The sequence below is a fragment of the Flavobacterium sufflavum genome (assembly GCF_004016525.1).
Classification (GTDB): Bacteria; Bacteroidota; Bacteroidia; order Flavobacteriales; family Flavobacteriaceae; genus Flavobacterium; species Flavobacterium sufflavum.
Genome location: NZ_SACJ01000002.1, coordinates 508,592 through 530,529, shown reverse-complemented (window position 1 = coordinate 530,529; position 21,938 = coordinate 508,592). Strand labels below are relative to the sequence as shown.

Here is a 21,938-nt window from a genome sequence, read left to right as displayed (position 1 = left end):
ATTTCAGATTAAAAAAACGCCGAATCTAGTTAAAGGTTCGGCGTTTTTATTCTATTTTTTGATCTCAATTAAACCACAAACTTCAATGGCAAATGCACCACTTTTTTAGTTTCAAAGAATTCATCTTTGAAGAAATCGGCTAAGTCGTATTGTGTTGCTTTTGGGAAAGCGGCTAATTCTTCGGTTAAATCTCCTCCTTTTAAATAAAGAATTCCGTTTTTCAATTCGTGTTTTTGTTGTTTCTTGATTTTGGTTTTTACCCAGGAAACAAAATCAGGCATATTTGTTACCGCACGACTTACAATAAAATCGAAATCGCCTTTTACATTTTCGGCTCTGATTTGTTCCGCTTTTACATTTTTCAAACCTAAAGCATCAGCAACACCTTGCACTACTTTTATTTTTTTGGCAATTACATCAATCAAATAAAAACGGGTTTCAGGAAATAAAATCGCCAATGGAATCCCTGGGAATCCTCCGCCAGTTCCCACATCCAGCACATAACTTCCGGGTTCGAATTTCATGATTTTAGCAATTCCTAAAGAATGCAAAACATGTTTAGTGTATAAAGAATCAATGTCTTTTCTTGAAATAACATTTATTTTTTCGTTCCAATCGTGGTATAAAAAATCCAGTTTTTGGAATTGTTCTTTTTGAATATCGGTTAAATCCGGAAAATAGCTCAATATTTCGTCCATCGTTTATTTTTTTAACAAAAGTACTATTTTTAAGTTTGAAATATTTAACTCAATTTTGCAGAGTTAAAATTTATAAATAATTATCTTTGAACGCTATTTTTGAATTATATGAATACTACCGCACCTACATTTGCTAAGCAAGACAAACTAAAGTTCTTTAGAACGCTTAACTCGCGGGTAAACAACTACTTCAAAGAAAATAACATTTCAAAAGCAGGTAATTGGAAACTGCATTTAAAAGCGGTCATCCTTTTTACTGTTTTTCTGGTTCCTTACTTTTTAATTCTTACGTTGGATATGCCTTTTTGGGCTCACCTACTTTTAACCATCGTTATGGGAATTGGCATGGCCGGATTAGGAATGAATGTCATGCATGATGGGAATCACGGTTCGTATTCGAATAAAAATTGGGTTAATAAAATAATGGGCGGAACCATTTATGTATTGGCCGGAAATGTGTACAACTGGCAGGTACAACATAATGTTTTACACCATACCTATACTAATATTCCCGGTTATGATGAAGACTTAGATGCAGGAAGAATTATCCGATTTACTAAAAGTGCACCATGGCATAGCTTTCATCGTTTTCAACATTACTACTCCGTTTTTCTATATGGATTATTAACTTTCAATTGGGCGATTACGACTGATTTTAAGCAAATGAAAAACTACCTTAAAAGAAAATTATCCTATGGTGAACCTAAAAGTCCTAAAATTCTATGGACTACTTTAATTATTACTAAAATAATTTATGTTTCGATCTGGATTGTAATGCCTATCCTAATTGGAATCGTTTGGTGGAAAGTATTAATTGGTTTCTTCGTAATGCATTATACCGCAGGATTGATTTTAAGTATCGTATTCCAATTGGCACACGTAGTAGATGAAGTCGAAAACCCTTCTCCAAATGAATTAGGAGAAATGGAAAACACCTGGGCAATCCACCAATTGTTTACCACAACTAATTTTGCCCCAAAAAACTGGTTAGTTAACTGGTACACCGGAGGATTAAATCATCAAATAGAACATCATATTTTTCCAAATATTAGTCACATTCATTATGGTAAAATTGCAAAGATTGTTCGCGAAACCGCACAAGAATGCAATTTGCCTTATTATGAATACAAAACCATGGGAAGTGCTATAATTGCACATTTCAAACATTTAAAAGAATTAGGAACAAACCCAGAAATGGCATAAAATAAAGAGACGCTTCGGTGTTTTTAAACAATAATTAATTAAAATAAATAATTAACCTCCCTTAATTCAAAAAAAGAATTTTAGGGCTTTCAACACTTTATTAATGAGTAATCCACTTTCAGACAGAATTAACAATCTTGCTACATCACAAACATTAGCAATGGCAGCTTTGGCTAGAGAATTAAAAGCGCAAGGTAAAGACATTATCAGTTTAAGTTTAGGAGAACCTGACTTTAACACGCCTGATTTCATCAAAGAAGCCGCTAAAAAAGCGATTGACGAAAACTACAGCACTTATTCTCCAGTTGACGGATATGCTGAATTGAAAGATGCTATCTGCAGAAAATTCAAAAGAGACAACGGTTTAGATTACAAACCATCTCAAATTGTAGTATCTACAGGGGCAAAACAATCTTTATACAACATTGCACAGGTAATGTTAAACGATGGTGACGAAGTAATCTTACCAGCACCTTACTGGGTTTCTTACTTCGAAATCGTAAAATTATCAGGTGGTGTTCCTGTAGAAGTTCCAACTTCTGTAGAAACTGATTTCAAAATCACACCAGAACAATTAGAAGCTGCTATCACACCAAAAACTAAAATGATGTGGTTTTCTTCTCCTTGTAATCCTTCAGGATCTGTTTACAGCCGTGAAGAATTAACTGCGCTTGGTAAAGTTTTAGAAAAATATCCAAACATATACATCGTTGCTGACGAAATCTATGAGCATATCAATTTCTCAGGAACTTTCTGCAGTATCGCTTCTATCCCAGGATTATTCGACAGAACAATCACTGTAAACGGAGTTGCTAAAGCTTTCGCTATGACAGGATACAGAATTGGATACATTGGAGCACCGGAATTTATCGCTAAAGCTTGTACTAAAATTCAAGGACAGGTAACTTCAGGAGCAAATTCTGTGGCACAACGCGCTACAATTACTGCTGTAGATGCTGACCCGTCTGTGTTAAACCACATGGTTCAGGCTTTCCACAGCCGTAGAGATTTAGTTGTTGGATTATTAAAAGAAATTCCAGGAGTAAAAATCAACGTTCCGGAAGGAGCTTTCTATGTGTTCCCAGACGTTTCTTCTTTCTTCGGAAAAACATTAAAAGGAACTGAAATTAAAGATGCTAACGATGTTTCTATGTATCTTTTGGCTGAAGCAAATGTAGCAACCGTAACTGGTGATGCTTTTGGTAACCCTAACTGTATTCGTTTTTCTTATGCTACCAGCGACGAATTGTTAAAAGAAGCATTAAAAAGAATCAAAGACGCTTTGGCAGGATAGTCTAAAGTTAGAAGTCAGAAATTAGAAGTTAGAACACTAACTTAAAATTTATATCAAAGCCTCAAGGAAACTTGGGGCTTTTTTTATTAAATATCCCGATACATCTTTCGATACTTAGAAGGCGACATTTTTACAAACTTATTGAACTGTCGATTAAAAAAACTCAAATTATTATAACCCACTTCGTAACCAATTTCAGAAGCGGTTAAATCAGTATTGATAAGCATTTTGGTTGCCATACTAATTTTGTATTCATTGATAAATTCAAAAAAAGATTTGCGAAAGGTCTTCTTAAAAAAACGGCAAAAGGATTCTTTGTTCATCGCTATTTTTTTAGAAACATCGTCCAGACTAATTTGCTGGTTGTAATATTCCTTCACATAATTGTAAATCAAATTCACCCGCTCACTTTCTTTAATGGTCAAATTAGTTGTAAAACCTTCGCCAGCTAAAAAGTGATGATTCGCATTCACTGCTAATTCCTGTAATATTTGCAAAAAAGACAAAAGCCGCTCAAAAGGAGGCAATTCAACCAAGGCTAACAACTTACTCTCCACCTTCAAAGCCGTTTCAAAATCAAACCGAATTCCTCTTGAAGCCAAAGCAAGGAGTTGCTTAATGTGCTGGAATTCTTTTTTCTCTAACCAATCTTCGAGCATTTCTTCGTCCCATTGCACAATAATACAGCGTACTTCTTCTTTTTGTTCGCCAATGGTTTTCCAGCAATGCGGCAAATTAGAACCGACCAAAACCAAGTCGCCATATTCAAAATTCCCCATATTATCTCCCACATATCGGATTCCACTACTTCCCAGAATATAAGTCAGCTCATATTGAGGATGAAAATGCCAGGAAGCAATAAATTCTTTGCCTTCAAACAAAGTCGTTTTAAAAGAACTACCCGGCGATGGACTTATACTTCGGTATTCAGCTTTCATTTTTACACTATAATGGTTTAATAAAGATTAAAAATACACTATTCTTTATCAATATAGTGTTTAAAAATCCATTTATTGTGTAAATAGTGTTGCTTTTAGAGTTGTAATATTGCATATCTAAAACAACATAGCATGAATACAGATACTGCCATCAGAGACGTCAAATTATACAAGGCTTCCACTACACTTAAAAAACCAATATCGGATGCCACACATACGCTAACCGAAATTTCATTTATCGTAATGCGAATCCAACTGGAAAACGGTGTCATTGGCGAATCCTATTTATTGTCTTTTCAATATTCTCCCAATGCCATTGTAGGTGCACTAAAAGATATTATTCCGGTCATAAAAGGCTATAAGGCCAACGAAACTGCGGCAGTTTACCAAAAATTGGACGACTTAGCCGAATATTTTGGAAACCAGGGCGTATTGCGTTGGGCACAAGCCGCCATCAACATTGCCATGTGGGATGCCTGGGGTAAAACTTTAGGACAACCCATCCATAAAATCTTAGGCACACACAAAGAAAAAGTATCCATTTACGGAAGCGGCGGTTGGATTTCCTACTCCATCGATGAATTGATTGAAGAAGTGACCAATTATGCCGACAGAGGTTTCAAAGCGGTAAAAATAAAAGTAGGTTCGCCAAAAGTCAGCACCGATGTGGAGCGTTTGCGTTTAGTGCGCGAAGCCGTGGGCGACAAAGTAGATATTATGATGGATGCCAACCAAGGAATGGATTTGCCATCGGCAATGAAACTGGCTCGTGAAGCCCGGGATTTAAACATCAACTGGTTTGAAGAACCTATCCATCACCAGAATTTTCAGGGCTACGAAATCCTGAAAAACCAAACCGGAATTTCACTAGCTATGGGAGAAAGAGAATTCGATACTTTGCCGCTTAGAGAATTAGCTACCAGAAATGCCTTGGACATTTGGCAACCCGATATTTTGAGAATTGGCGGTGTCGAAGCCTGGCGCGAAAGTGCAGCTTTGGCTAAAAGTTTCCACCTGCCTGTGCTCCCGCATTATTACAAGGATTACGATGTTCCGTTGTTGTGTACCATTTCAAATGGCGTGGGCGTAGAATCTTTTGACTGGGTCGATCCATTAATTGACAATCCTATGGTTATCCAGGATGGTTTTGCAAAACCGCACGATTTACCGGGTTGGGGATTCGGTTTTATCGATGACCGAATGACTGAAATTAAGTTATAAAAACAACTCCTTTTTCTAAAATAGTTTAAGATTTGAAGTGACAATACTCCAAATTTTAAACTATTTTTTTGTTTATGGGGTTCCCTCGTTGTTGAAAATTGTAATTCCAATTTATTTTGTTTCAACAACGAGGTCGGGCTATCCGTTACAATCTTTTATTTTTAAAGAAAAAATAAAAGGATTTCCACTACTATCCCTAACCCATAATCCTGTTACCACAATAGCATCTGGATTTACCTCAACACCAATAAAACTCCCAAATAGAAAAACTGCAAATCCAATTGAAAACCTTAAATAAAATGATTGAGAAAGAAAACGAGTTGCAGAAATATTTTGTAGGATATTTTTATATATTTGAGAAATAAATACGATAGCGGATAGCTATCAAACCTATATACAAGTTAACAGCAATTTACTAACACAGCCATCTAAATCGAGATATGAGTGATATTAGAATAATAGATTTAATTGATTTGGCATCAGAAGACATTGAAGACGCCGAAGAAAAAGTACAAAAAGCTTTTGATTGGTATTATGACAAAACAACGATGACTATAAAAGGCACAATCGGTGCTGCTGTTTCTATTATTGTCGCATTAAGCATATCATATTTCAAACAAGAATTTAAAGTTAATCTTCAAGAAATAATAATAGCTTTTTGCTTTTCACTTGCAACAGCTTCATATGGCTTTTATAAAATGTACGAGTTAAATTTGATAACACGAGAATACATTTCAGCAATCAAATTACTAAGCGATTTAAAAAAGATACGTCCTTTCCTTTCCTTATATAGATCAATTCTTAATCAGTAATTATGGAGGATTTTCAAAATATTATTACTACTATTTCTAGTTTAACAGGGATACTTTCTATGGTAGCTACTCTATTAGCTATTTATTTCAATAAAAAAAAAACAAACTAAATCACTCGACGATATAAGAGAGAAATCTTTGGATGAATTAATAGATTCATTTGATATAAAATTATTAGGCAAATATCTTGACAAAAATTTAGGACAAGTAACTATAAAAGAATATTCTGCCAACAAAAAAATTCAAAAAATAGTTAATAAATACGTTCAGACAATTGTTAACTATATAGGCACTGAAGAAAAATTAAGTCAAAAAATTATTGCTCCAGAAAATAGCAGAGAATATAGTGCCAATATTTCAATGGATTTAATCCCTATAATACTTGAGTATGAAACAGGTCAAACCTGGAATGCATTAGCAAAATTGCGTCGACACTTAGAGATAACTATAAGAGATTTAGCTAATAAAAATAAGTTACAAACAAATGAATATTCTTCTCCTCAAAAAATACTTTATACTATGTATGGATTGAATATCTTATCAAAATCAACAGTAGATAATTTAAACTATGTAATTAAAATTTGCAGTAAAGCAATTCACGGAATTGAATTGACCCAAGAAGAAGAAGATAATGCTTTAAATTTAGCTATTAGAAGTTTGGATGAAATTGAGAAACTTAAAAAATAAATTACGTCACGCTTGTCCCCATAAGATAAAACTATAAAGACCAAAATTAAATTACAGAATTCTTCCCCACTCTTCGAAGTCTTCATCTAACAACAAAATATAATTAGGAATGCTGTGCGAATATCTCCTGACTTCGCACGTCTTCCTATAATCTATAAAATTTATTGTGAGATTGCTTCGTTCCTCGCAATGACTCAGTTTGCGGAATTACTTTGTGAAAAATTTATAAATTTTGTCACTATGAGTTACAAAATAGCGCTCGTTTTCAACGCATACCCAATTACTAATAAAACACAAAAACAAGCGTTTGCAACAGAATTCATTTATACTTAAAATTAATCGCGTTGCTGAAAATAGTTTAAAATTTGAAGTCGCAATACTCCAAATTTTAAACTATTTTTGTTTTTTAATTATTCATTAGTAATTCTCGTAGTGAGATTGCTTCGTTCCTCGCAATAAAATATAAAATGGCAAAAATCCTTCTTCTCGGCTCAGGCGAACTTGGTAAAGAATTTGTAATCGCTGCGCAACGCATCGGGCAAACTGTAATTGCAGTTGACAGCTATCTAAATGCTCCTGCTATGCAAGTCGCTCACGATTTTGAAGTGATTAATATGTTGGACGGCGACGCTTTAGATAAAATTGTTGCTAAACACAATCCCGATTTCATCGTTCCCGAAATAGAAGCTATCAGAACCGAACGCTTTTACGATTACGAAAAACAGGGAATTACCGTTGTTCCATCGGCTAAGGCGGCCAACTTTACGATGAATCGCAAAGCCATTCGTGACTTAGCTTCTAAAGAATTAGGATTGAAAACTGCCGAATATCGTTATGCCACAACAGCCGAAGAGTTACGAAAAGGCGTTCTAGAAGTCGGGATTCCTTGTGTAGTAAAACCATTGATGTCATCGTCAGGAAAAGGACAATCTACGATAAAAACCGAAGCTGACATCGAAAAAGCATGGGAATATGCCGTTGCGGGTTCGCGTGGAGATGTGGTAGAAGTAATTGTGGAAGCTTTTGTAAAATTCAATTCCGAGATTACTTTATTAACCGTTACCCAAAACAACCGCCGCACTTTATTCTGTGCTCCTATTGGTCACAGACAAGAACGTGGCGATTATCAGGAAAGCTGGCAACCCGCCCGAATTTCTGATAAAGATTTATACGAAGCGCAGGATATGGCCAAAAAAGTTACTGAAGCCTTGGGTGGCGCAGGACTTTTTGGCGTTGAATTTTTCATAGCCGATGATGGCGTTTATTTCTCTGAATTGTCTCCTCGTCCGCATGATACCGGAATGGTAACGTTAGCCGGAACACAAAATTTTAATGAATTCGAATTGCATCTTCGAGCAATTTTAAGTTTACCTATTTTTGAAATCACCTTAGAAAAAACAGGAGCAAGTGCTGTAATCTTGGCTTCGGAAAACAGTGCCAATCCAACATATACCGGAATAGAAAAAATTGCTGCCTTAGCTAAAACCGATTTCAGAATCTTTGGCAAACCATCTTCAAGACCTTACCGAAGAATGGGCGTAGCTTTGACAAGCGATTCTTTAGAAACTCCAGTAGAAGAAGTTGTGGAACGTGCTGTAAAAGCCGCGAGTTTAGTAACTGTAAATCCTTAGTTAGTAGCAAGTATCAACAAGATTCTCTGAAAATGAATGCATCATCATATTTTTCGATTTTAGCAAATAAGCTACCTCCAATTGAAAACCAAGAACTTTTTGCTGAACTTGAGCAAAAATGTGATGTTATTATTCTCAACAAAAACGAACCTCTTATTAAATTTCAAACAAAGGATAGACAAATTTATTTTGTAGTAGAAGGAAGTTTTATAAGGAATATCATTACTTCCAGAGGTGAAGAAAAAACTATAATGTTTCACACAGAAAGTTTTCACGAATTTTTTAAATCTTACGATACCGTCTATTTTCATCAAAAAACAAATTATGAAATTAAAGCAAATGAAAAATCCATTGTTCTTGCTTTTGATTTCGACTTTTTATTTGCATTTGTACAAAAAGACATCCAATTGCTTCAATATTACATTCATAAAACAGAAGAGCTTTTTGTCACACTAGATTTATTCCGTAACTTTCAATTAGGTTTAACAAGTGAAGAATATTTGAGTTGGCTTTATGAAACTCATCCTTTTCTATTTAAACGTTTTCCCGCTCAAAATATAGCTAGCTTTATGGGAATAACTCCAGTTTGGTTAAGTAAATTAAAAGCTAAACTCATTTCTTAAATTAATTTAAGAGCATTTAAATTATTGATTTAGAACTTTGTACTATTAATTTTAAATCAACAAAAAATGAAAACTTATAATTCAAACACAGCTTGGAAACAATTGAACAATTTACTTCCAAAAGAATTTCAGATCACAGACGAACAACTTCCTCTTGAAGAAACTTGGGATTGGAACGGAAACAAAATTCATCTTGACAGATATCCAAATCCCACATCAGAATACAGAATTTTCCTGCATCATGGTGTTGGTACAAACGGAAGACAATTAAATATGATATTTGGTCATAAAATGGCGGAATTAGGTTACGATGTTGTTGCGATTGATAACTTAGGCTATGGAATGACGGAGGTAAACCAAAAAGATATTACTTATGATGATTGGGTACATTGTTTTGCGGACTTTGTAAATGCTGAAACAAAGCGAGATTATAAAAAACCAATACTTTATGGGTTAAGTGCCGGTGGTATGATATGTTATAATTCATCTTGCTTTATGAATGAAATTCACGGTATTATAGGAATGTGTTTTTTAAAAAATGATGACAAGACGGTTGGAAAACAAACAGCAAAGTACGGAAGTACAAATTGGTTTATGTTTCCGATGATGAATTTATTAAAAAAAATAGGTTTCAAAAGATTTTCAATTCCTATGAAAGCTGTTTCCAAAATGAATTATCTTACCAATCATCCAGAAGCCTTAAAGATCTTTATGAAAGATAAAGCTTCCGCAGCAGCCAACGTACAACTACAATTTTTGTATGAGTATATGAATTACAAATTACCAATCCCGGTTAATGAATTTGATAAATGTCCAATTTTATTAACACAACCTGACAAAGACAAATGGACACCATTAGAGTTGAGTAAAATATCAATGAAAGGAATTAAAGCACCTTATACTGTGAAAATATTAGAAGATGGTGGACATTATCCAATGGAAGAAAAATCTCTTAATCAATTAATAAAGTATGCAGATGAATTTGTAAAATCATTGAAATAAAAACACCTGTTACTAAAGTTATTACAACGGATTTGGGCAATTGGCTAAATGGAAAGTTGGTTTTTATTTGAGATGATTTGACAAATTCAATTAATGGGCTTAATTTAATCCCAAATTCGCTATAGTACTAGAACATTGTTTTTAATAATCGAAAAGCTGTGGGTGTTACACTCGTGTGTTTTTTAAACAAACGCGTAAAATAAGAGTAATCGTCATAGCCCAACTCGATTGCAATTTCATTAACCGTCCAGTTTTTATCGAGCAACATTCGTTTGGCTTCCAGCATAACCCTATCAACAATCACTTCGGTGGTTGTTTTTTTTAGGATTTCATTGCAAATTCGGTTCAAATGCTTCAAACTGACATTTAATGCTGAGGCATAAAACGCCGCCGATTTTTCTTCTTTAAATTTCGTCTCTAAAAGCTGTTCCAGATTTTTAATTTTCACATTGTACGAATGCGCTTCATGAATATAAATTTCGCTGTATTTACGAGCCAGTTCAATGTGAATAATATCCAACAAGTTCATTATTTTATCCCGTTTCAATACTTTATTCGTTTGCATTTCGGCAATCAAATTTTCGAAATAAGGCAAAATGGATTTTATTTCGGCTTCTTCCAATATAATTTCCGGACTATTTTTTACCGAAAAATAAAACGGATAATCTTCGATTGTCTTATTTCCAAAATACAAATTATACATTTCGGCAGTATAAAAAACAATGAATCCTTCTATATCTTCTGATAAAATCCAATGATGCATTTGTCCTGGCTGCAAGACAAAAACGCTTCCCGGACGAATATCAAAGCGATCAAAATCGACCTCATGAATTCCCGAACCATTGGTAAAAAAAACCAGCAAATAAAAATTATGACGATGCGGTTTTTCTACAAAACTATGATTAAGCAAATGATTTTTAAAAGTATTGATATACAAATCGCTCGTTACCGAATTGCAGTTAAACTGTTCAATACTATAGATGGGATATTTTTTCATCCTAAAAATGTCTTTTTTGTCCTATAATAAGCGAATATAGAAAATAGCTGGCAGATTGATAATAAATACCTTTGATAAAAAAATAGAAATCATGTCAAATACAATCCTTCACATCCTGAACAACGATTGTCCCCATTGTCATCAAGGGAAATTTTTTAAAGAAAATAGTATTTTTTTCAAATTCAGTTTTCCTAAAATGAACGAATACTGTTCGCATTGTCATTATAAATTCAAAAAAGAACCGGGTTATTTTTTTGGTGCCATGTATGTTAATTACGGACTTACAGTAACCCAGGGAATTGCAACTTATGTTATAGCTCATTTCTTTTTTAAAGAAACATTCGACTTAAGAATTATCCCCATTATTATGGGCGTAATAATCGCTTTGTCACCATTAAACATAAGATTATCAAGATTATTATGGATTTATATGTTTAAGAATTATTCGAATTAAAACAAAAAAAGAAAGACCGCTTAACTGTCTATTCGACAAGCAAGCAGTCTATCTCCTGACTAAACTAACACTAACACAAATTAAATTCTAATATCTATTTATAAGCTTCATTTTGAGTAATCACACCCGGATTTTGGTTAATTACTAAAAACGGAATTGGCAATAGTAATTTAGCTTCAGTAGTAGTAATATTTTTACCACTAGCTTTAATTACCGGAATCGCTCTTCCGGTTCTTATTAAATCAAACCAACGGTGGAATTCGCATGCAAATTCTACCTGATTTTCATGTTCCAGAGCAAGAGCTACCGTATTGTACTGAGCAGGATAACCTATCGCTCCATAAGCCGGTAAGCCAACACGAGCACGAACTTCGTTTAGGTATTTTGGATCTGAAGTTGCTTCTGTTAGCATTAAAAGGACATCTGCATAACGAAGAACGATAAAGTTATTATCCGAAGCTTCTCTTAAACCGGCAACAGGAGCTGTTTTATCTTTCCATTTAATTGGAAATTTCACATTGACAAATGATCCGCTAGGGGTTGTGTACCCATTTTGGATAGAAATATCTCTTCTTGGGTCACCTGTTTCATAAGCATTCCATAAATCATTGGTAACCTGATTAAATCCTCCTCCCCAGGCAGTAACCACACGATTATCAACCGGTGAAAACATAGCCCAATACAAACTATAAGGATTAGATACTCCACCTTTATATTGAATCTCAAAAATAGAAGACGCACCATTTTTCTTAGTTAAATTCCATAAATCAGCGTAAGGTACCAGACTAAATTTACCATAAACTTTCAACAAAGTTTCAGCAGCTTTTGTTTTATTCCCCATAGTTAGATAAACTTTACCCAGCAAAGTATTAGCTGCTTCCTGGCTGGCCGCACCTACAAAACGCTGACTTGTTTTTACCGGCAATTTAGCGGCAGCAAAATCAAGATCGGCAACAATTTGAGCATAAACCTGATCTTTTGGCGTACGTCCTTGTGAATAAGCATTAGCAATACTTAGCGGAGTTGTAACCAATGGCACATCGCCCCAGGCACGAACCATGTCAAAATAATACAAAGCACGTAAAAACTTGGCTTCGCCTATTAAAGCATCTCTACTGGCAAAATCCAGTTTTTCGGCATTAGCAATAATGTTATTTACAGTATAAAGTGCCTTATAATAATTATTCCAGAAATTGAACACTAACTCATTATCGATAGACATCGTGTGCAATTCAAAACTTTCGTAATCCTGAATCCTTCCGGCTGCATTATCACTGTATGCATTATCAGACATTAACTCGCCATAAAAAGAAGGCAAACTTTCAGGACCGTACAAGGTATAAAGCGAATTATAAGCAGACCATAGCCCTGTTTCTATATCTTTTTGGGATTTATAGAAATTTTCCTCATTAGCATTTGAAATAGGTGCTTTATCTAAAAAATCAGAACTACATCCCAATAGGAATAAGTTGCAAAAAAGTATGATGTATGTTATTTTTTTCATTTTCTTAAGTTTTAAATGATTGATCCGGATGATTAAAAACTAATATTTAGTCCAGCAGTAGCCGTAAAAGGATTTGGATAAGCACCATAATCAAAGCCTACCAATACACCTGATTGATAAGTACTACCTTCCGGATCGTAACCTAAATAATCAGAGAATACATGTACATTTTCCAAATTCACATATAATTTTACGTTACTTAGCTTCATTTTATTAACTAATGTTTTTGGCAAATTATAGCCCATACGAATATTTTGGATACGAACGAATGATCCGTCTTCAACCCAGTAACTGGATCCAAAATCACGAACAGTAGTTGGCAACATACGAGGTTTAGGAATCATTCCGTTTCCTGGCTCAGCATCCGACTTCCAGTAATTATTTACTTCAGCATACATGTTACGGTTACCACCACCAACACCTGATTTTAAATATCGGGCATTATGGTTAAGAATTTCGCCACCTTGTGAACCGCGTAACAAAACTGAAAGTTCAAATCCTGCATAAGAAAAATTATTTGTCATCCCCCATTGAAAATTAGGTTGGTAATTCCCTAAATAGGTACGGTCATTAGAATCAATTTTACCATCATTATTGACATCCCTTACCCTTGGGTCACCCGCTTCACTGCCTGGCCATACCGGATAAGCTTTGCTATCCAACTCAGCTTTTGACATGATTACACCATCAATTACATAACCATAGTACATACCTATTGGTTCTCCTACAGCTGTGCGCGATGTCATACTACTCACATTAATATCTATTGGAGCATCGTTAGCACCCAGTTTCAATACTTTGTTTCTATTAGCAGAAATATTAAAATCAGTGCTCCACTTGAATTCGCTGTCAATATTTTGTGTGCTAAGATTTAATTCAATCCCTCTGTTTTCAAGCTCGCCGATATTAGTCAAAGTAGAAGAGAATCCTGAAAGGATTGGAATAGGCACATTAAGTAATAAATCTTTCGTTTTAGAATAATAGATATCACCTGTAAACTTCACGCGCCCGTTAAATACACTGAAATCAACTCCAAAGTTAGTTTGACCCGTTTTTTCCCATTTCAAATTTTTATCAGCAAAATTTGATGTATAAATCCCCTGGTTCACAGTTCCGGAACTTACATAAGGGCTATACCCTAATGTTCCAATCGATCCATAATTTGGAATCGAATTGTTACCCGTTGCTCCATAACTTAACCTAACTTTCAGGTTGCTTATCCATGAAACATCTTTCAGGAAAGATTCTTCAGAGATACGCCATGCAAGCGATCCCGACGGGAAATACCCCCATCTGTTATTGGCTCCAAAACGGGAAGAACCATCTGCTCTAATTGCCGCCGATGCCAAATATTTACCTTTATAAGAATAATTAGCACGAGCCAAATAAGAAACTAACGACCACTCTTCTGAAAAAGTATTACCGGCATTCACAACACCCGCATTCAACGTATGCACTAAATCATTCGGGAAACTACCCGCTGTCATACTGCTGGTATCTGTAGTTTGTTCCTGAGCAGAATAACCCGCCAATAAATTTAATGTGTGAGCCTCATTAAATGTCTTATTGTAATTCAGTGTAGTTTCCGAAATCCAGTTATTGGATTGTAATGTTTTGAAATCAGCCTGAGCCGGCACCCATCCTGAGTAACCCCAGTTCTGACCTGCATTCCAATAGAAATTATAAAATGTATTCTCAATATTAGAACTCGCAGAAGTTTTAAACGTCAAATCTTTAATAACATCCCACTCCAAATAAGAAGTGATTGTAGATATATTAGTTGTTTTTTTAGTGGATGCTTCTCTTGTTAATGAATAAGGATGCCAAAGTTGGAAACCATATTTAGAAAAGGTATTCCAAATTGAAGCAGGATCTTTAAATCCTAAACTTCCTGTTTCAACATACAATGGAAAAAACGGATCACTTTGTAAAGCCAAACTCACCACATCACTTTTTCCACCTGTTCCGTAAGGAGCTTCTTTTGCACGGCTAAGACCAATGTTCAATCCCATACGGATATTATCATTAAACTTATGCTTAATATTTGATCTTAGGTTTATTCTATCATAAGTATTTCTGTCAACAACACCTTCTGAATCTAAAAAGCCCAATGACGCCATGAATTGCGTTTTTTCATTACCTCCGGAAGCCGATAATTGAAAATTTTTGTTGTGTGCAGTTCTAAGTGCAACATCCTGCCAGTCCGTTCCATTACCAATACGGGCAAGCCACGCTGGATCAGAAAATTCAACAGGAACAGTTACATTAAGTCCTCTTGTAGCCGTTGGATTTGCAGCAACAATTGTTGCCCATGAATTATTTCTGGCAGCTGTGTTGAAAGCAATAAATTCGGAAGCATTCATCATCTTAGTCGTACGGTTAACATGAGAAAAACCAGTTTCTATAGTTGCATCAATCTTAGTTTTACCGGCTTTTCCTTGCTTAGTTGTAATGATAACAACACCATTTGCTCCTCTTGAACCATAAATAGCTGCCGAAGATGCATCTTTCAGGATATCAATCGACTCAATATCATTAGGATTAATGAAATTTAGTGGATTTCGGTTAAAACTCAGGTTACTACCCGTGGTAATTCCTGTATCAGTTGAATTTGTTGAACTGTCTTCCAATGGAATTCCATCAATAACATAAAGCGGAGTAGTTCCTGCATTTATCGAAGAAGCACCACGTACTTTTACAGTTGGTGCAAGACCAGGAGCACCCTGAGATTGTGTAATTTGAACACCCGTAGCCTGTCCAGCAAGCGATTGAAGCACGTTAGTATTCGACCTGCCTTCCAGTTTTTCTGCACCAACAGAAACCACAGCTCCGGTCAAGTCCTTTTTCTTAACAGAACCGTAACCAACAACAACTACTTCCTCCAGTTTAGCTGAGTCTTCCTGTAATTTAATCACAAGATTACTCTGCCCATTTAACGGAATTTCTTTTGTTGTAAAACCAATATAAGAAACCACTAATATTGCTTTTTCGCTTTTTACACTTAATGAAAACTTACCGTCAAAATCACTCTGAACTCCGTTTGTGGTTCCTTTTTCAACAATATTTGCTCCAGGAATAGGCTGTCCTGAACCGTCGGTAATTTTTCCGCTTATTGTTTTTTGCTGTACTGCCTTATTTACAACTACTGCCTTTTCTTTAATTAAGATGGTATTATCATCCGTTAGCTCAAAATTGAGATTGTTTTTCGAAAGGCATTGTCCTAATAATTTAGTTACTGCAATGGTACCTTTTTTTAATTCAACATCCGGAATGTCTTTAAAAACCTTTCTGGGATACACAAAATTCAAATCAGTTTGTTGCTTGATAATTTTAAAAACCTGAAAAATTGTTACCGATTGATCCTTTTCGATAGTCACATTCGCTTGTGCAAATGTCTTGCCTACATTGAGACAAAAAACATTGGTACACCATAAAAAGATAAACGCTCTCATAGCAGTTTTAATTAGCCTTTCTCTAACGGGAATAAAGGCATTACGTACTTTAATTTCCATAATTTTTGGTTTGGTTTGGTTGGTTATACAATAGTTTAATCGATTTAAATAGCTGGGATTAGTAAACACTGAGGGATGTGCTACTTCTTCCCGATTTCTTATTCCAGAATTACTTCTTTGTCTTTTATCTCATAGTTTTTTATAATTTTAAAATTCTTAATACTTCTCAAAATTTCATCCAGACTTTGGGTTTTCCTTATAACCCCATCAAAAATTTCATTTTCAATTGCTTTATTTTTGAATACAACATCAAAATCATACCAACGGGACAACACTTTCATCATATCCTTAAGTGTTATTTTTTCGAAACTAAAAACCCCTTCTTTCCATGCTATTTCATTATAAACATCTACATTTTTTATAACCGAACTGCTGGTTGCGATGTTTAAACTTAATTGTTGGTTTGGCATTAATCTTTGTTTTCTATTTTCAATACTCACATCCACTTTTCCTTCAACTAAAGTTGTATAAATACTGGCTTCGTCTTTATAAGCTTTGATATTAAATTCGGTACCAATAACCTCCACTTCCTGTTTATTATTAAGCACTTTGAAATGAGCTCCTTTGTGTTTTGTACTAGGCGAAACATCAAAATAGGCTTCCCCGTAAACCAATTCTACTTTTCTGGTTTGTCCTTCAATAAAAGCTACCGGGAATTTTAATTTAGTTTCAGAATTTAACCATACTTGGGTGCCATCAGACAATGTAATAGAGAATTTCCCTCCTCTGGGAATAGTCAAATAATTGTAGACCATTTCATTTGCATTCCCTTTTTGGGAATCATAAATAATTTCCTCACCATTACTTTTGGCATTTTGTGTTTTCACCGAAGCTCCATTGGCTAAAACTACTTGCGAACCGTTCGCTAACGTAAGTACCGCCTTATCAGTACCCGGTTCAACAACATTTTTAGTATCCCGATTAACTATTACCGGAATAGTTTGGACTGGCTGATTAAAAAGAACATCCTTAAAAAAATAAGCTGTAGTTAAAACACCTATGAAAACAGCTGCAGCTGCATATTTCATAAAATGGGATTTCTTTTTTAGAGGTATCTTTTGTTCTTTTTGGGGAGTAGCTAGTATTTTATCCCTAATACGCATAGCATCAAGCTCGGTCAGCATTGGCTTATCATCTAAAATTGCCAACACTTCTTCTACAGTTGGTAGTCTGCTAGATTCGGTTAACTCCTGAATATACTGTACAACTTCATCAACCTCCTGTTCGGAACATTGATTGAGAATGAACTTTTTTAATAAATTTTGGGTATGGCTATCGTGTTGCATAATATACGTTCTTATATATAATACAGATGAGAAAAGGAAAAGTACTATTCAGTATTATTATTTTTTTCGAAAAATAGAAAAATAATAACTAAAAAGAAATAAATAGAAAGGAATGGAAAATATAAAAGAAAGAAAAGGTAATAATTAACGAATCATTATTCCAGCCAACGAGATGAAAGAAGAGTTATCAGAAGTGTAACATCTCCATGAGTCTCCAAAAAATTTCTAATATCGGCTAAGGCTTTGCTCATTTGACCTTTTACAGTACTTACCGAAATATTCAATTCCTTGCTTATTTCTTCATAGCTCATTTCTTCATTACGTGACATTTCAAAAATAGCTCTGCGTTTGGGTGGCAGTTGTTCAATAGCCTTTTGTTTTATAACATCATAATCAGCTTCATCAATAATATCCTCAATTGGGCTGTATGACTTTTGACTGACATAAAATACTTCTTCTTTAAGCTTATGGCTATTGGCTACTTTACTAATAAGATTAAATGTTAAGTTACGTGTAATAGTAAACACATAGGATTTAAAAGATAAATCAGCATTAAGTCGGTCTCTGTGTAACCAAATATTTAAGAATACATCCTGAACAATTTCTTCTGCCAGAGCCTGATTTTTAAGCATACTTAAACTATAAGCATAAACATCGTTACAGTAGGTATTAAAAAGCTCACTAAAAGCTTTTTCATTACCCACCATAAGTGCTGTAACCAATAGTTTATTATTAATTGCTTTTGTTTCAGTCATTATGAATTGCTTATATAGACCGCTTAATTATTGTCTTACTATAAATCTCCCGGTTTTGTATCAAAATTCTCATTTAGAACTCTGCACAATACTAATATAGCAATATTAACTAATTAATGTATAAAAAACACGCAATATTAGAACTGAGCTATTTTTTCTTCCTAAGCTAAACCCCACTTTGCCTTATGATTTGTTTCGATTGGTTTAAGAATTATTAAATTAACGAAAGAACAAACAAAGCAAAATAACTATCTTGCAGAGTCAATTTTTAAAAAACAATAATGTCCCTGATTTTAACCAATATAGAAAAACACGTTCAGCTAACAGCCGAAGAAAAAGAACTTTTCTTAAGTAAAACTGAAATTCATCATTACAAAGCCAAAAGTATTCTGCTCAATTCGGGGCAAATTTGCAAATACTCTTATTTTGTAAACTCCGGTATTTTAAGAAGCTTCAATATCAATGATAACATTGTCGAACACGTTTTAAGCTTTGCCTGCGAAGGATGGTGGATGGGCGATATGTACAGTTTAATTTCGCAAAAACCCGGAAATCTGTTTATCGAAGTATTAGAAGATGCCGAATTAGTATTGCTATCCAAAGAAAATCAGGAACAACTTTATACCGAAATTCCTAAACTGGAACGCTTTTTTAGAATCCTTACTGAAAATTCATTAGTAGCCCATCAAGACCGACTAATGGATAATTTGAGTTTATCGGCAGAAGAACGCTTTGACAAATTCAACAAAAGATATGGTAATCTTACCCATAAAATCCCTCAAAAACAAATTGCTTCTTATATAGGTGTAACACCTGAATTTTTCAGTAAAATGAAAAGCCGATTGCTAAAAAAATGATCCGTGGTCACTTCTTAATCTAGGTTAAGTGCAAAACGCTTATGGCGGATGTACATTTGTAATGTAATAATCAATAAACAAAAAATATCATGGCAACTACAGTTTTACACAAAGCAGATACAAGAGGACACGCAGATCACGGATGGTTAAACGCTTATCACAGTTTTAGTTTCGCTAGCTGGTACAATCCGGATAGAGTACAGTTTGGTTCACTTCGCGTTTTGAATGATGACACCGTTGCAGCTGGAATGGGTTTTGGAACACATCCTCACGATAATATGGAAATCATCACCATTCCATTGGAAGGCGATTTGGCTCACAAAGACAGCATGGGAAATGCCGCTACCATCAAAACAGGTGACGTACAAGTTATGAGCGCCGGAACAGGAATTCAGCACAGCGAATTTAACCCAAATGCAGATCAAAGAACTAAATTGTTCCAAATTTGGTTGTTTCCTAAAACCAGAAATGTAACACCTAGATACCAACAAATTACTTTAGACACAGCAGAACAAAAAAATAATTTTGCTCAAATATTGTCTCCAAATCCAGATGATGCAGGTGTTTGGATTCACCAGGACGCCTGGTTCCATTTAGCTGACTTTGACAAAGATTTTGCTAAAACATACGAAATTAAAAAAGAAGGAAACGGAATCTATATTTTTGTAATTTCAGGAACTGTAAATGTTGATGGTCAGGAATTAGAAACCCGTGACGGTTATGGAATCACTGATTTTAAAACTTTGGATATCAAAGCAACGACTGATGCTAAATTTTTATTAATGGAAATTCCAATGAAATACTAATAATAAAAGTCTATGAACGAAATTATAGGACTAGAATACAACGAAAAAAAAGGTTATTTTTATGTCAAAATCGAAGACAAGATTGAAGCAAGAATGACCTTTGTTTTCGCTGGACCTCATAAAATCATTATTGATCATACCGAAGTAAATCCAGGACACAATGGTAAAAACTTTGGAAAGAAAATGGTGGAGAAAGCAGTTTTATTTGCCAGAGAAAAAGAAATAACAATTCTCCCTCTGTGTCCTTTTGCAAAAAAAGTTTTTGACAAAACTCCTGAATTTAGGGATGTTTTATAATTGTCTTTAAAGAATTAATTTAAAAAAATGGGAAACTTACTAGAGAAAGACATTGTTGGAACAATCGGTTCGCAAAAATATTTGTGTACTATTTCCTGGCGTAATGGTCAATTGATTATGGATGAACCCGAAAGCAATGGAGGAAAAGATATAGGTCCTGATCCTTTTTCAACCCTCTTTGCTTCTTTAGCAGGATGTACACTGGCAACTCTGCGAATGTACATTGACCGAAAAGGCTGGAATATTCCTGAAATCAATATAACTCTCAACGCGACACAGGAATTAGACGGTGAATTTGAAACTATTTTTTCAAGACAAATTTCTTTTTCTACTGATATTACTCAAGAACAAAAAGAACGATTACTACTAATTGCTGACAAATGCCCCGTTTCTAAAATCTTAAAAGGAAAAGTAACTATTAATACACTATTGTAATTATGAATCCAAAAGACATCAAAAAAGAATATACTAATGGTGAAGTTACCATTGTATGGCAATCAGCAAAATGCATCCATTCGGCTAATTGCGTCCACAATAATCCGGATGTATTTCATCCCAAAGAAAAGCCCTGGATAAGACCGGAGGCTTCAACAACAGAAAAAATTATCGATACTGTAAATAAATGTCCTTCGGGAGCTTTAACCTACTTTTTAAACAAGAAAAATGACTAAAAAAATTATCGCCTTTGGTGCTTCCTCAAGTACAAATTCAATTAACAAACAACTGGCAACTTATGCTGCATCACAATTTGAAAACACTGATGTAGAAGTTTTAGACTTAAACGATTACGAAATGCCTATTTTTTCTTTGGACAGAGAATCTCAAAATGGTATTCCTGAATTAGCAAAAGACTTTTTCAATAAAATAGGAACTGCCGATTTAGTTATTGTTTCGCTTGCCGAACATAATGGCGCTTATTCAACCGCTTTCAAAAATATTTTTGACTGGACTTCCCGAGTGAATCCTAAATTTTTCCAGGAAAAGCAAACCCTGATCCTCGCTACTTCTCCAGGCCTAAGAGGAGGACTTAGCGTTTTAGAAATTGCAAAAAACCGTTTCCCTTTTCAGGGTGCTAATGTAAAAGGAAGTTTTTCTTTGCCAAGTTTTGGTGAAAATTTCAACAGCGAAGAAGGGATTACAAATGAAAAACTAAAAGGCGATTTGCTTGAAATCATACAATCAATCGAACTTTAAAAAATAATTCAAACCCTATTTTTAGAAAGCGTTACTTCTGGTAGCGCTTTCTTTTTTTATAAAAACAATATCTCCTTTTTTAACAAAAGCTACGATTTTGATAAAAAAATAAGATTAGTCATTATTTTGCAAATTTTTAAGAAGACAATATCTATTTTTGAAGTAGA

The 21,938-nt window shown here is 34.5% G+C and carries 22 protein-coding genes; 15 read left to right on the top strand and 7 right to left on the bottom strand.

Going from position 1 to position 21,938, the window contains the following annotated elements; translation table 11 throughout:
* Window positions 1-68: 68 nt before the first annotated feature.
* The gene (gene rsmG / locus EOD40_RS05325) at window positions 69-698 is read right to left on the bottom strand and encodes a 16S rRNA (guanine(527)-N(7))-methyltransferase RsmG (RefSeq protein WP_128193857.1); all 630 of its coding nucleotides are present in this window, start codon (window positions 696-698) and stop codon (window positions 69-71) included.
* Window positions 699-806: 108 nt separating this feature from the next.
* Here rsmG and EOD40_RS05320 point away from each other — a divergent pair, with 108 nt between their 5' ends.
* Together EOD40_RS05320 and EOD40_RS05315 are read left to right on the top strand one after the other, a co-directional pair.
* Entirely contained in the window at window positions 807-1,901 is a 1,095-nt protein-coding gene (locus tag EOD40_RS05320; protein WP_128193856.1) for a fatty acid desaturase family protein, read from the top strand.
* A gap of 103 nt (window positions 1,902-2,004) precedes the next feature.
* Window positions 2,005-3,195 (top strand): pyridoxal phosphate-dependent aminotransferase, encoded by a 1,191-nt coding sequence (locus EOD40_RS05315; RefSeq protein ID WP_128193855.1) that lies wholly within the window; start codon window positions 2,005-2,007, stop codon window positions 3,193-3,195.
* A gap of 86 nt (window positions 3,196-3,281) precedes the next feature.
* On the opposite strand, the gene EOD40_RS05310 is transcribed toward EOD40_RS05315, so the two are convergent.
* Complete coding sequence (locus EOD40_RS05310; protein ID WP_128193854.1) at window positions 3,282-4,133, bottom strand: AraC family transcriptional regulator; 852 nt, start codon at window positions 4,131-4,133, stop codon at window positions 3,282-3,284.
* Between the two features lie 132 nt (window positions 4,134-4,265).
* Here EOD40_RS05310 and EOD40_RS05305 point away from each other — a divergent pair, with 132 nt between their 5' ends.
* The 6 genes from EOD40_RS05305 to EOD40_RS05280 all read left to right on the top strand — a co-directional run bounded on the left by EOD40_RS05305 (window position 4,266) and on the right by EOD40_RS05280 (window position 10,109).
* Window positions 4,266-5,354, top strand: a complete 1,089-nt coding sequence (locus EOD40_RS05305) for a mandelate racemase/muconate lactonizing enzyme family protein (RefSeq protein ID WP_128193853.1) — start codon at window positions 4,266-4,268, stop codon at window positions 5,352-5,354.
* A 440-nt stretch (window positions 5,355-5,794) separates the two neighbouring features.
* On the top strand, window positions 5,795-6,166 hold the full coding sequence (locus EOD40_RS05300) for a hypothetical protein (protein ID WP_128193852.1): 372 nt from the start codon (window positions 5,795-5,797) through the stop codon (window positions 6,164-6,166).
* 138 nt (window positions 6,167-6,304) lie between these two features.
* On the top strand, window positions 6,305-6,853 hold the full coding sequence (locus EOD40_RS05295) for a hypothetical protein (RefSeq protein ID WP_128193851.1): 549 nt from the start codon (window positions 6,305-6,307) through the stop codon (window positions 6,851-6,853).
* A 467-nt stretch (window positions 6,854-7,320) separates the two neighbouring features.
* The gene (gene purT / locus EOD40_RS05290; RefSeq protein WP_128193850.1) at window positions 7,321-8,484 is read left to right on the top strand and encodes a formate-dependent phosphoribosylglycinamide formyltransferase; all 1,164 of its coding nucleotides are present in this window, start codon (window positions 7,321-7,323) and stop codon (window positions 8,482-8,484) included.
* A gap of 32 nt (window positions 8,485-8,516) precedes the next feature.
* Window positions 8,517-9,107, top strand: a complete 591-nt coding sequence (locus EOD40_RS05285; RefSeq protein ID WP_128193849.1) for a cyclic nucleotide-binding domain-containing protein — start codon at window positions 8,517-8,519, stop codon at window positions 9,105-9,107.
* Window positions 9,108-9,173: 66 nt separating this feature from the next.
* A complete protein-coding gene (locus tag EOD40_RS05280; RefSeq protein WP_128193848.1) occupies window positions 9,174-10,109 on the top strand; it encodes an alpha/beta hydrolase in 936 nt (311 codons plus the stop codon).
* A 127-nt stretch (window positions 10,110-10,236) separates the two neighbouring features.
* Here EOD40_RS05280 and EOD40_RS05275 read toward each other — a convergent pair whose 3' ends face one another.
* Complete coding sequence (locus EOD40_RS05275) at window positions 10,237-11,106, bottom strand: helix-turn-helix domain-containing protein (RefSeq protein WP_128193847.1); 870 nt, start codon at window positions 11,104-11,106, stop codon at window positions 10,237-10,239.
* A gap of 91 nt (window positions 11,107-11,197) precedes the next feature.
* On the opposite strand from EOD40_RS05275, the gene EOD40_RS05270 reads away from it, so the two are divergent.
* Entirely contained in the window at window positions 11,198-11,560 is a 363-nt protein-coding gene (locus tag EOD40_RS05270) for a DUF983 domain-containing protein (RefSeq protein WP_128193846.1), read from the top strand.
* Between the two features lie 94 nt (window positions 11,561-11,654).
* Here EOD40_RS05270 and EOD40_RS05265 read toward each other — a convergent pair whose 3' ends face one another.
* From EOD40_RS05265 to EOD40_RS05250, 4 genes are all read right to left on the bottom strand, one after another.
* Window positions 11,655-13,064, bottom strand: coding sequence for a RagB/SusD family nutrient uptake outer membrane protein (locus EOD40_RS05265; RefSeq protein ID WP_128193845.1), 1,410 nt, complete (start codon window positions 13,062-13,064; stop codon window positions 11,655-11,657).
* A 32-nt stretch (window positions 13,065-13,096) separates the two neighbouring features.
* Window positions 13,097-16,576, bottom strand: a complete 3,480-nt coding sequence (locus EOD40_RS05260) for a SusC/RagA family TonB-linked outer membrane protein (RefSeq protein WP_128193844.1) — start codon at window positions 16,574-16,576, stop codon at window positions 13,097-13,099.
* A 98-nt stretch (window positions 16,577-16,674) separates the two neighbouring features.
* Window positions 16,675-17,862, bottom strand: coding sequence for a FecR family protein (locus tag EOD40_RS05255; RefSeq protein ID WP_128193843.1), 1,188 nt, complete (start codon window positions 17,860-17,862; stop codon window positions 16,675-16,677).
* 155 nt (window positions 17,863-18,017) lie between these two features.
* On the bottom strand, window positions 18,018-18,584 hold the full coding sequence (locus EOD40_RS05250; protein WP_231129581.1) for an RNA polymerase sigma factor: 567 nt from the start codon (window positions 18,582-18,584) through the stop codon (window positions 18,018-18,020).
* A 314-nt stretch (window positions 18,585-18,898) separates the two neighbouring features.
* On the opposite strand from EOD40_RS05250, the gene EOD40_RS05245 reads away from it, so the two are divergent.
* The 6 genes from EOD40_RS05245 to EOD40_RS05220 all read left to right on the top strand — a co-directional run bounded on the left by EOD40_RS05245 (window position 18,899) and on the right by EOD40_RS05220 (window position 21,771).
* Entirely contained in the window at window positions 18,899-19,474 is a 576-nt protein-coding gene (locus EOD40_RS05245; protein ID WP_128193841.1) for a Crp/Fnr family transcriptional regulator, read from the top strand.
* An 89-nt stretch (window positions 19,475-19,563) separates the two neighbouring features.
* Window positions 19,564-20,280 carry a pirin family protein gene (locus EOD40_RS05240; protein ID WP_128193840.1) on the top strand — a complete coding sequence of 239 codons (717 nt, stop codon included), beginning with the start codon at window positions 19,564-19,566 and terminating at the stop codon, window positions 20,278-20,280.
* A 12-nt stretch (window positions 20,281-20,292) separates the two neighbouring features.
* Entirely contained in the window at window positions 20,293-20,577 is a 285-nt protein-coding gene (locus EOD40_RS05235) for a GNAT family N-acetyltransferase (protein WP_128193839.1), read from the top strand.
* Window positions 20,578-20,604: 27 nt separating this feature from the next.
* Complete coding sequence (locus EOD40_RS05230; RefSeq protein WP_128193838.1) at window positions 20,605-21,012, top strand: OsmC family protein; 408 nt, start codon at window positions 20,605-20,607, stop codon at window positions 21,010-21,012.
* A gap of 2 nt (window positions 21,013-21,014) precedes the next feature.
* The gene (locus EOD40_RS05225; RefSeq protein ID WP_128193837.1) at window positions 21,015-21,248 is read left to right on the top strand and encodes a (4Fe-4S)-binding protein; all 234 of its coding nucleotides are present in this window, start codon (window positions 21,015-21,017) and stop codon (window positions 21,246-21,248) included.
* Complete coding sequence (locus tag EOD40_RS05220) at window positions 21,241-21,771, top strand: NADPH-dependent FMN reductase (protein ID WP_128193836.1); 531 nt, start codon at window positions 21,241-21,243, stop codon at window positions 21,769-21,771. Before EOD40_RS05225 ends, EOD40_RS05220 begins: the two co-directional genes overlap by 8 nt.
* Window positions 21,772-21,938: the final 167 nt, after the last annotated feature.

What these genes read in the sequence shown, in the direction of transcription:
- rsmG (WP_128193857.1), bottom strand. Translation starts at nt 698, where the DNA reads ATGGACGAAATATTGAGCTATTTTCCGGATTTAACCGATATTCAAAAA.
- EOD40_RS05320 (WP_128193856.1), top strand. Translation starts at nt 807, where the DNA reads ATGAATACTACCGCACCTACATTTGCTAAGCAAGACAAACTAAAGTTC.
- EOD40_RS05315 (WP_128193855.1), top strand. Translation starts at nt 2,005, where the DNA reads ATGAGTAATCCACTTTCAGACAGAATTAACAATCTTGCTACATCACAA.
- EOD40_RS05310 (WP_128193854.1), bottom strand. Translation starts at nt 4,133, where the DNA reads ATGAAAGCTGAATACCGAAGTATAAGTCCATCGCCGGGTAGTTCTTTT.
- EOD40_RS05305 (WP_128193853.1), top strand. Translation starts at nt 4,266, where the DNA reads ATGAATACAGATACTGCCATCAGAGACGTCAAATTATACAAGGCTTCC.
- EOD40_RS05300 (WP_128193852.1), top strand. Translation starts at nt 5,795, where the DNA reads ATGAGTGATATTAGAATAATAGATTTAATTGATTTGGCATCAGAAGAC.
- purT (WP_128193850.1), top strand. Translation starts at nt 7,321, where the DNA reads ATGGCAAAAATCCTTCTTCTCGGCTCAGGCGAACTTGGTAAAGAATTT.
- EOD40_RS05285 (WP_128193849.1), top strand. Translation starts at nt 8,517, where the DNA reads ATGAATGCATCATCATATTTTTCGATTTTAGCAAATAAGCTACCTCCA.
- EOD40_RS05280 (WP_128193848.1), top strand. Translation starts at nt 9,174, where the DNA reads ATGAAAACTTATAATTCAAACACAGCTTGGAAACAATTGAACAATTTA.
- EOD40_RS05275 (WP_128193847.1), bottom strand. Translation starts at nt 11,106, where the DNA reads ATGAAAAAATATCCCATCTATAGTATTGAACAGTTTAACTGCAATTCG.
- EOD40_RS05270 (WP_128193846.1), top strand. Translation starts at nt 11,198, where the DNA reads ATGTCAAATACAATCCTTCACATCCTGAACAACGATTGTCCCCATTGT.
- EOD40_RS05265 (WP_128193845.1), bottom strand. Translation starts at nt 13,064, where the DNA reads ATGAAAAAAATAACATACATCATACTTTTTTGCAACTTATTCCTATTG.
- EOD40_RS05260 (WP_128193844.1), bottom strand. Translation starts at nt 16,576, where the DNA reads ATGGAAATTAAAGTACGTAATGCCTTTATTCCCGTTAGAGAAAGGCTA.
- EOD40_RS05255 (WP_128193843.1), bottom strand. Translation starts at nt 17,862, where the DNA reads ATGCAACACGATAGCCATACCCAAAATTTATTAAAAAAGTTCATTCTC.
- EOD40_RS05245 (WP_128193841.1), top strand. Translation starts at nt 18,899, where the DNA reads ATGTCCCTGATTTTAACCAATATAGAAAAACACGTTCAGCTAACAGCC.
- EOD40_RS05240 (WP_128193840.1), top strand. Translation starts at nt 19,564, where the DNA reads ATGGCAACTACAGTTTTACACAAAGCAGATACAAGAGGACACGCAGAT.
- EOD40_RS05235 (WP_128193839.1), top strand. Translation starts at nt 20,293, where the DNA reads ATGAACGAAATTATAGGACTAGAATACAACGAAAAAAAAGGTTATTTT.
- EOD40_RS05230 (WP_128193838.1), top strand. Translation starts at nt 20,605, where the DNA reads ATGGGAAACTTACTAGAGAAAGACATTGTTGGAACAATCGGTTCGCAA.
- EOD40_RS05225 (WP_128193837.1), top strand. Translation starts at nt 21,015, where the DNA reads ATGAATCCAAAAGACATCAAAAAAGAATATACTAATGGTGAAGTTACC.
- EOD40_RS05220 (WP_128193836.1), top strand. Translation starts at nt 21,241, where the DNA reads ATGACTAAAAAAATTATCGCCTTTGGTGCTTCCTCAAGTACAAATTCA.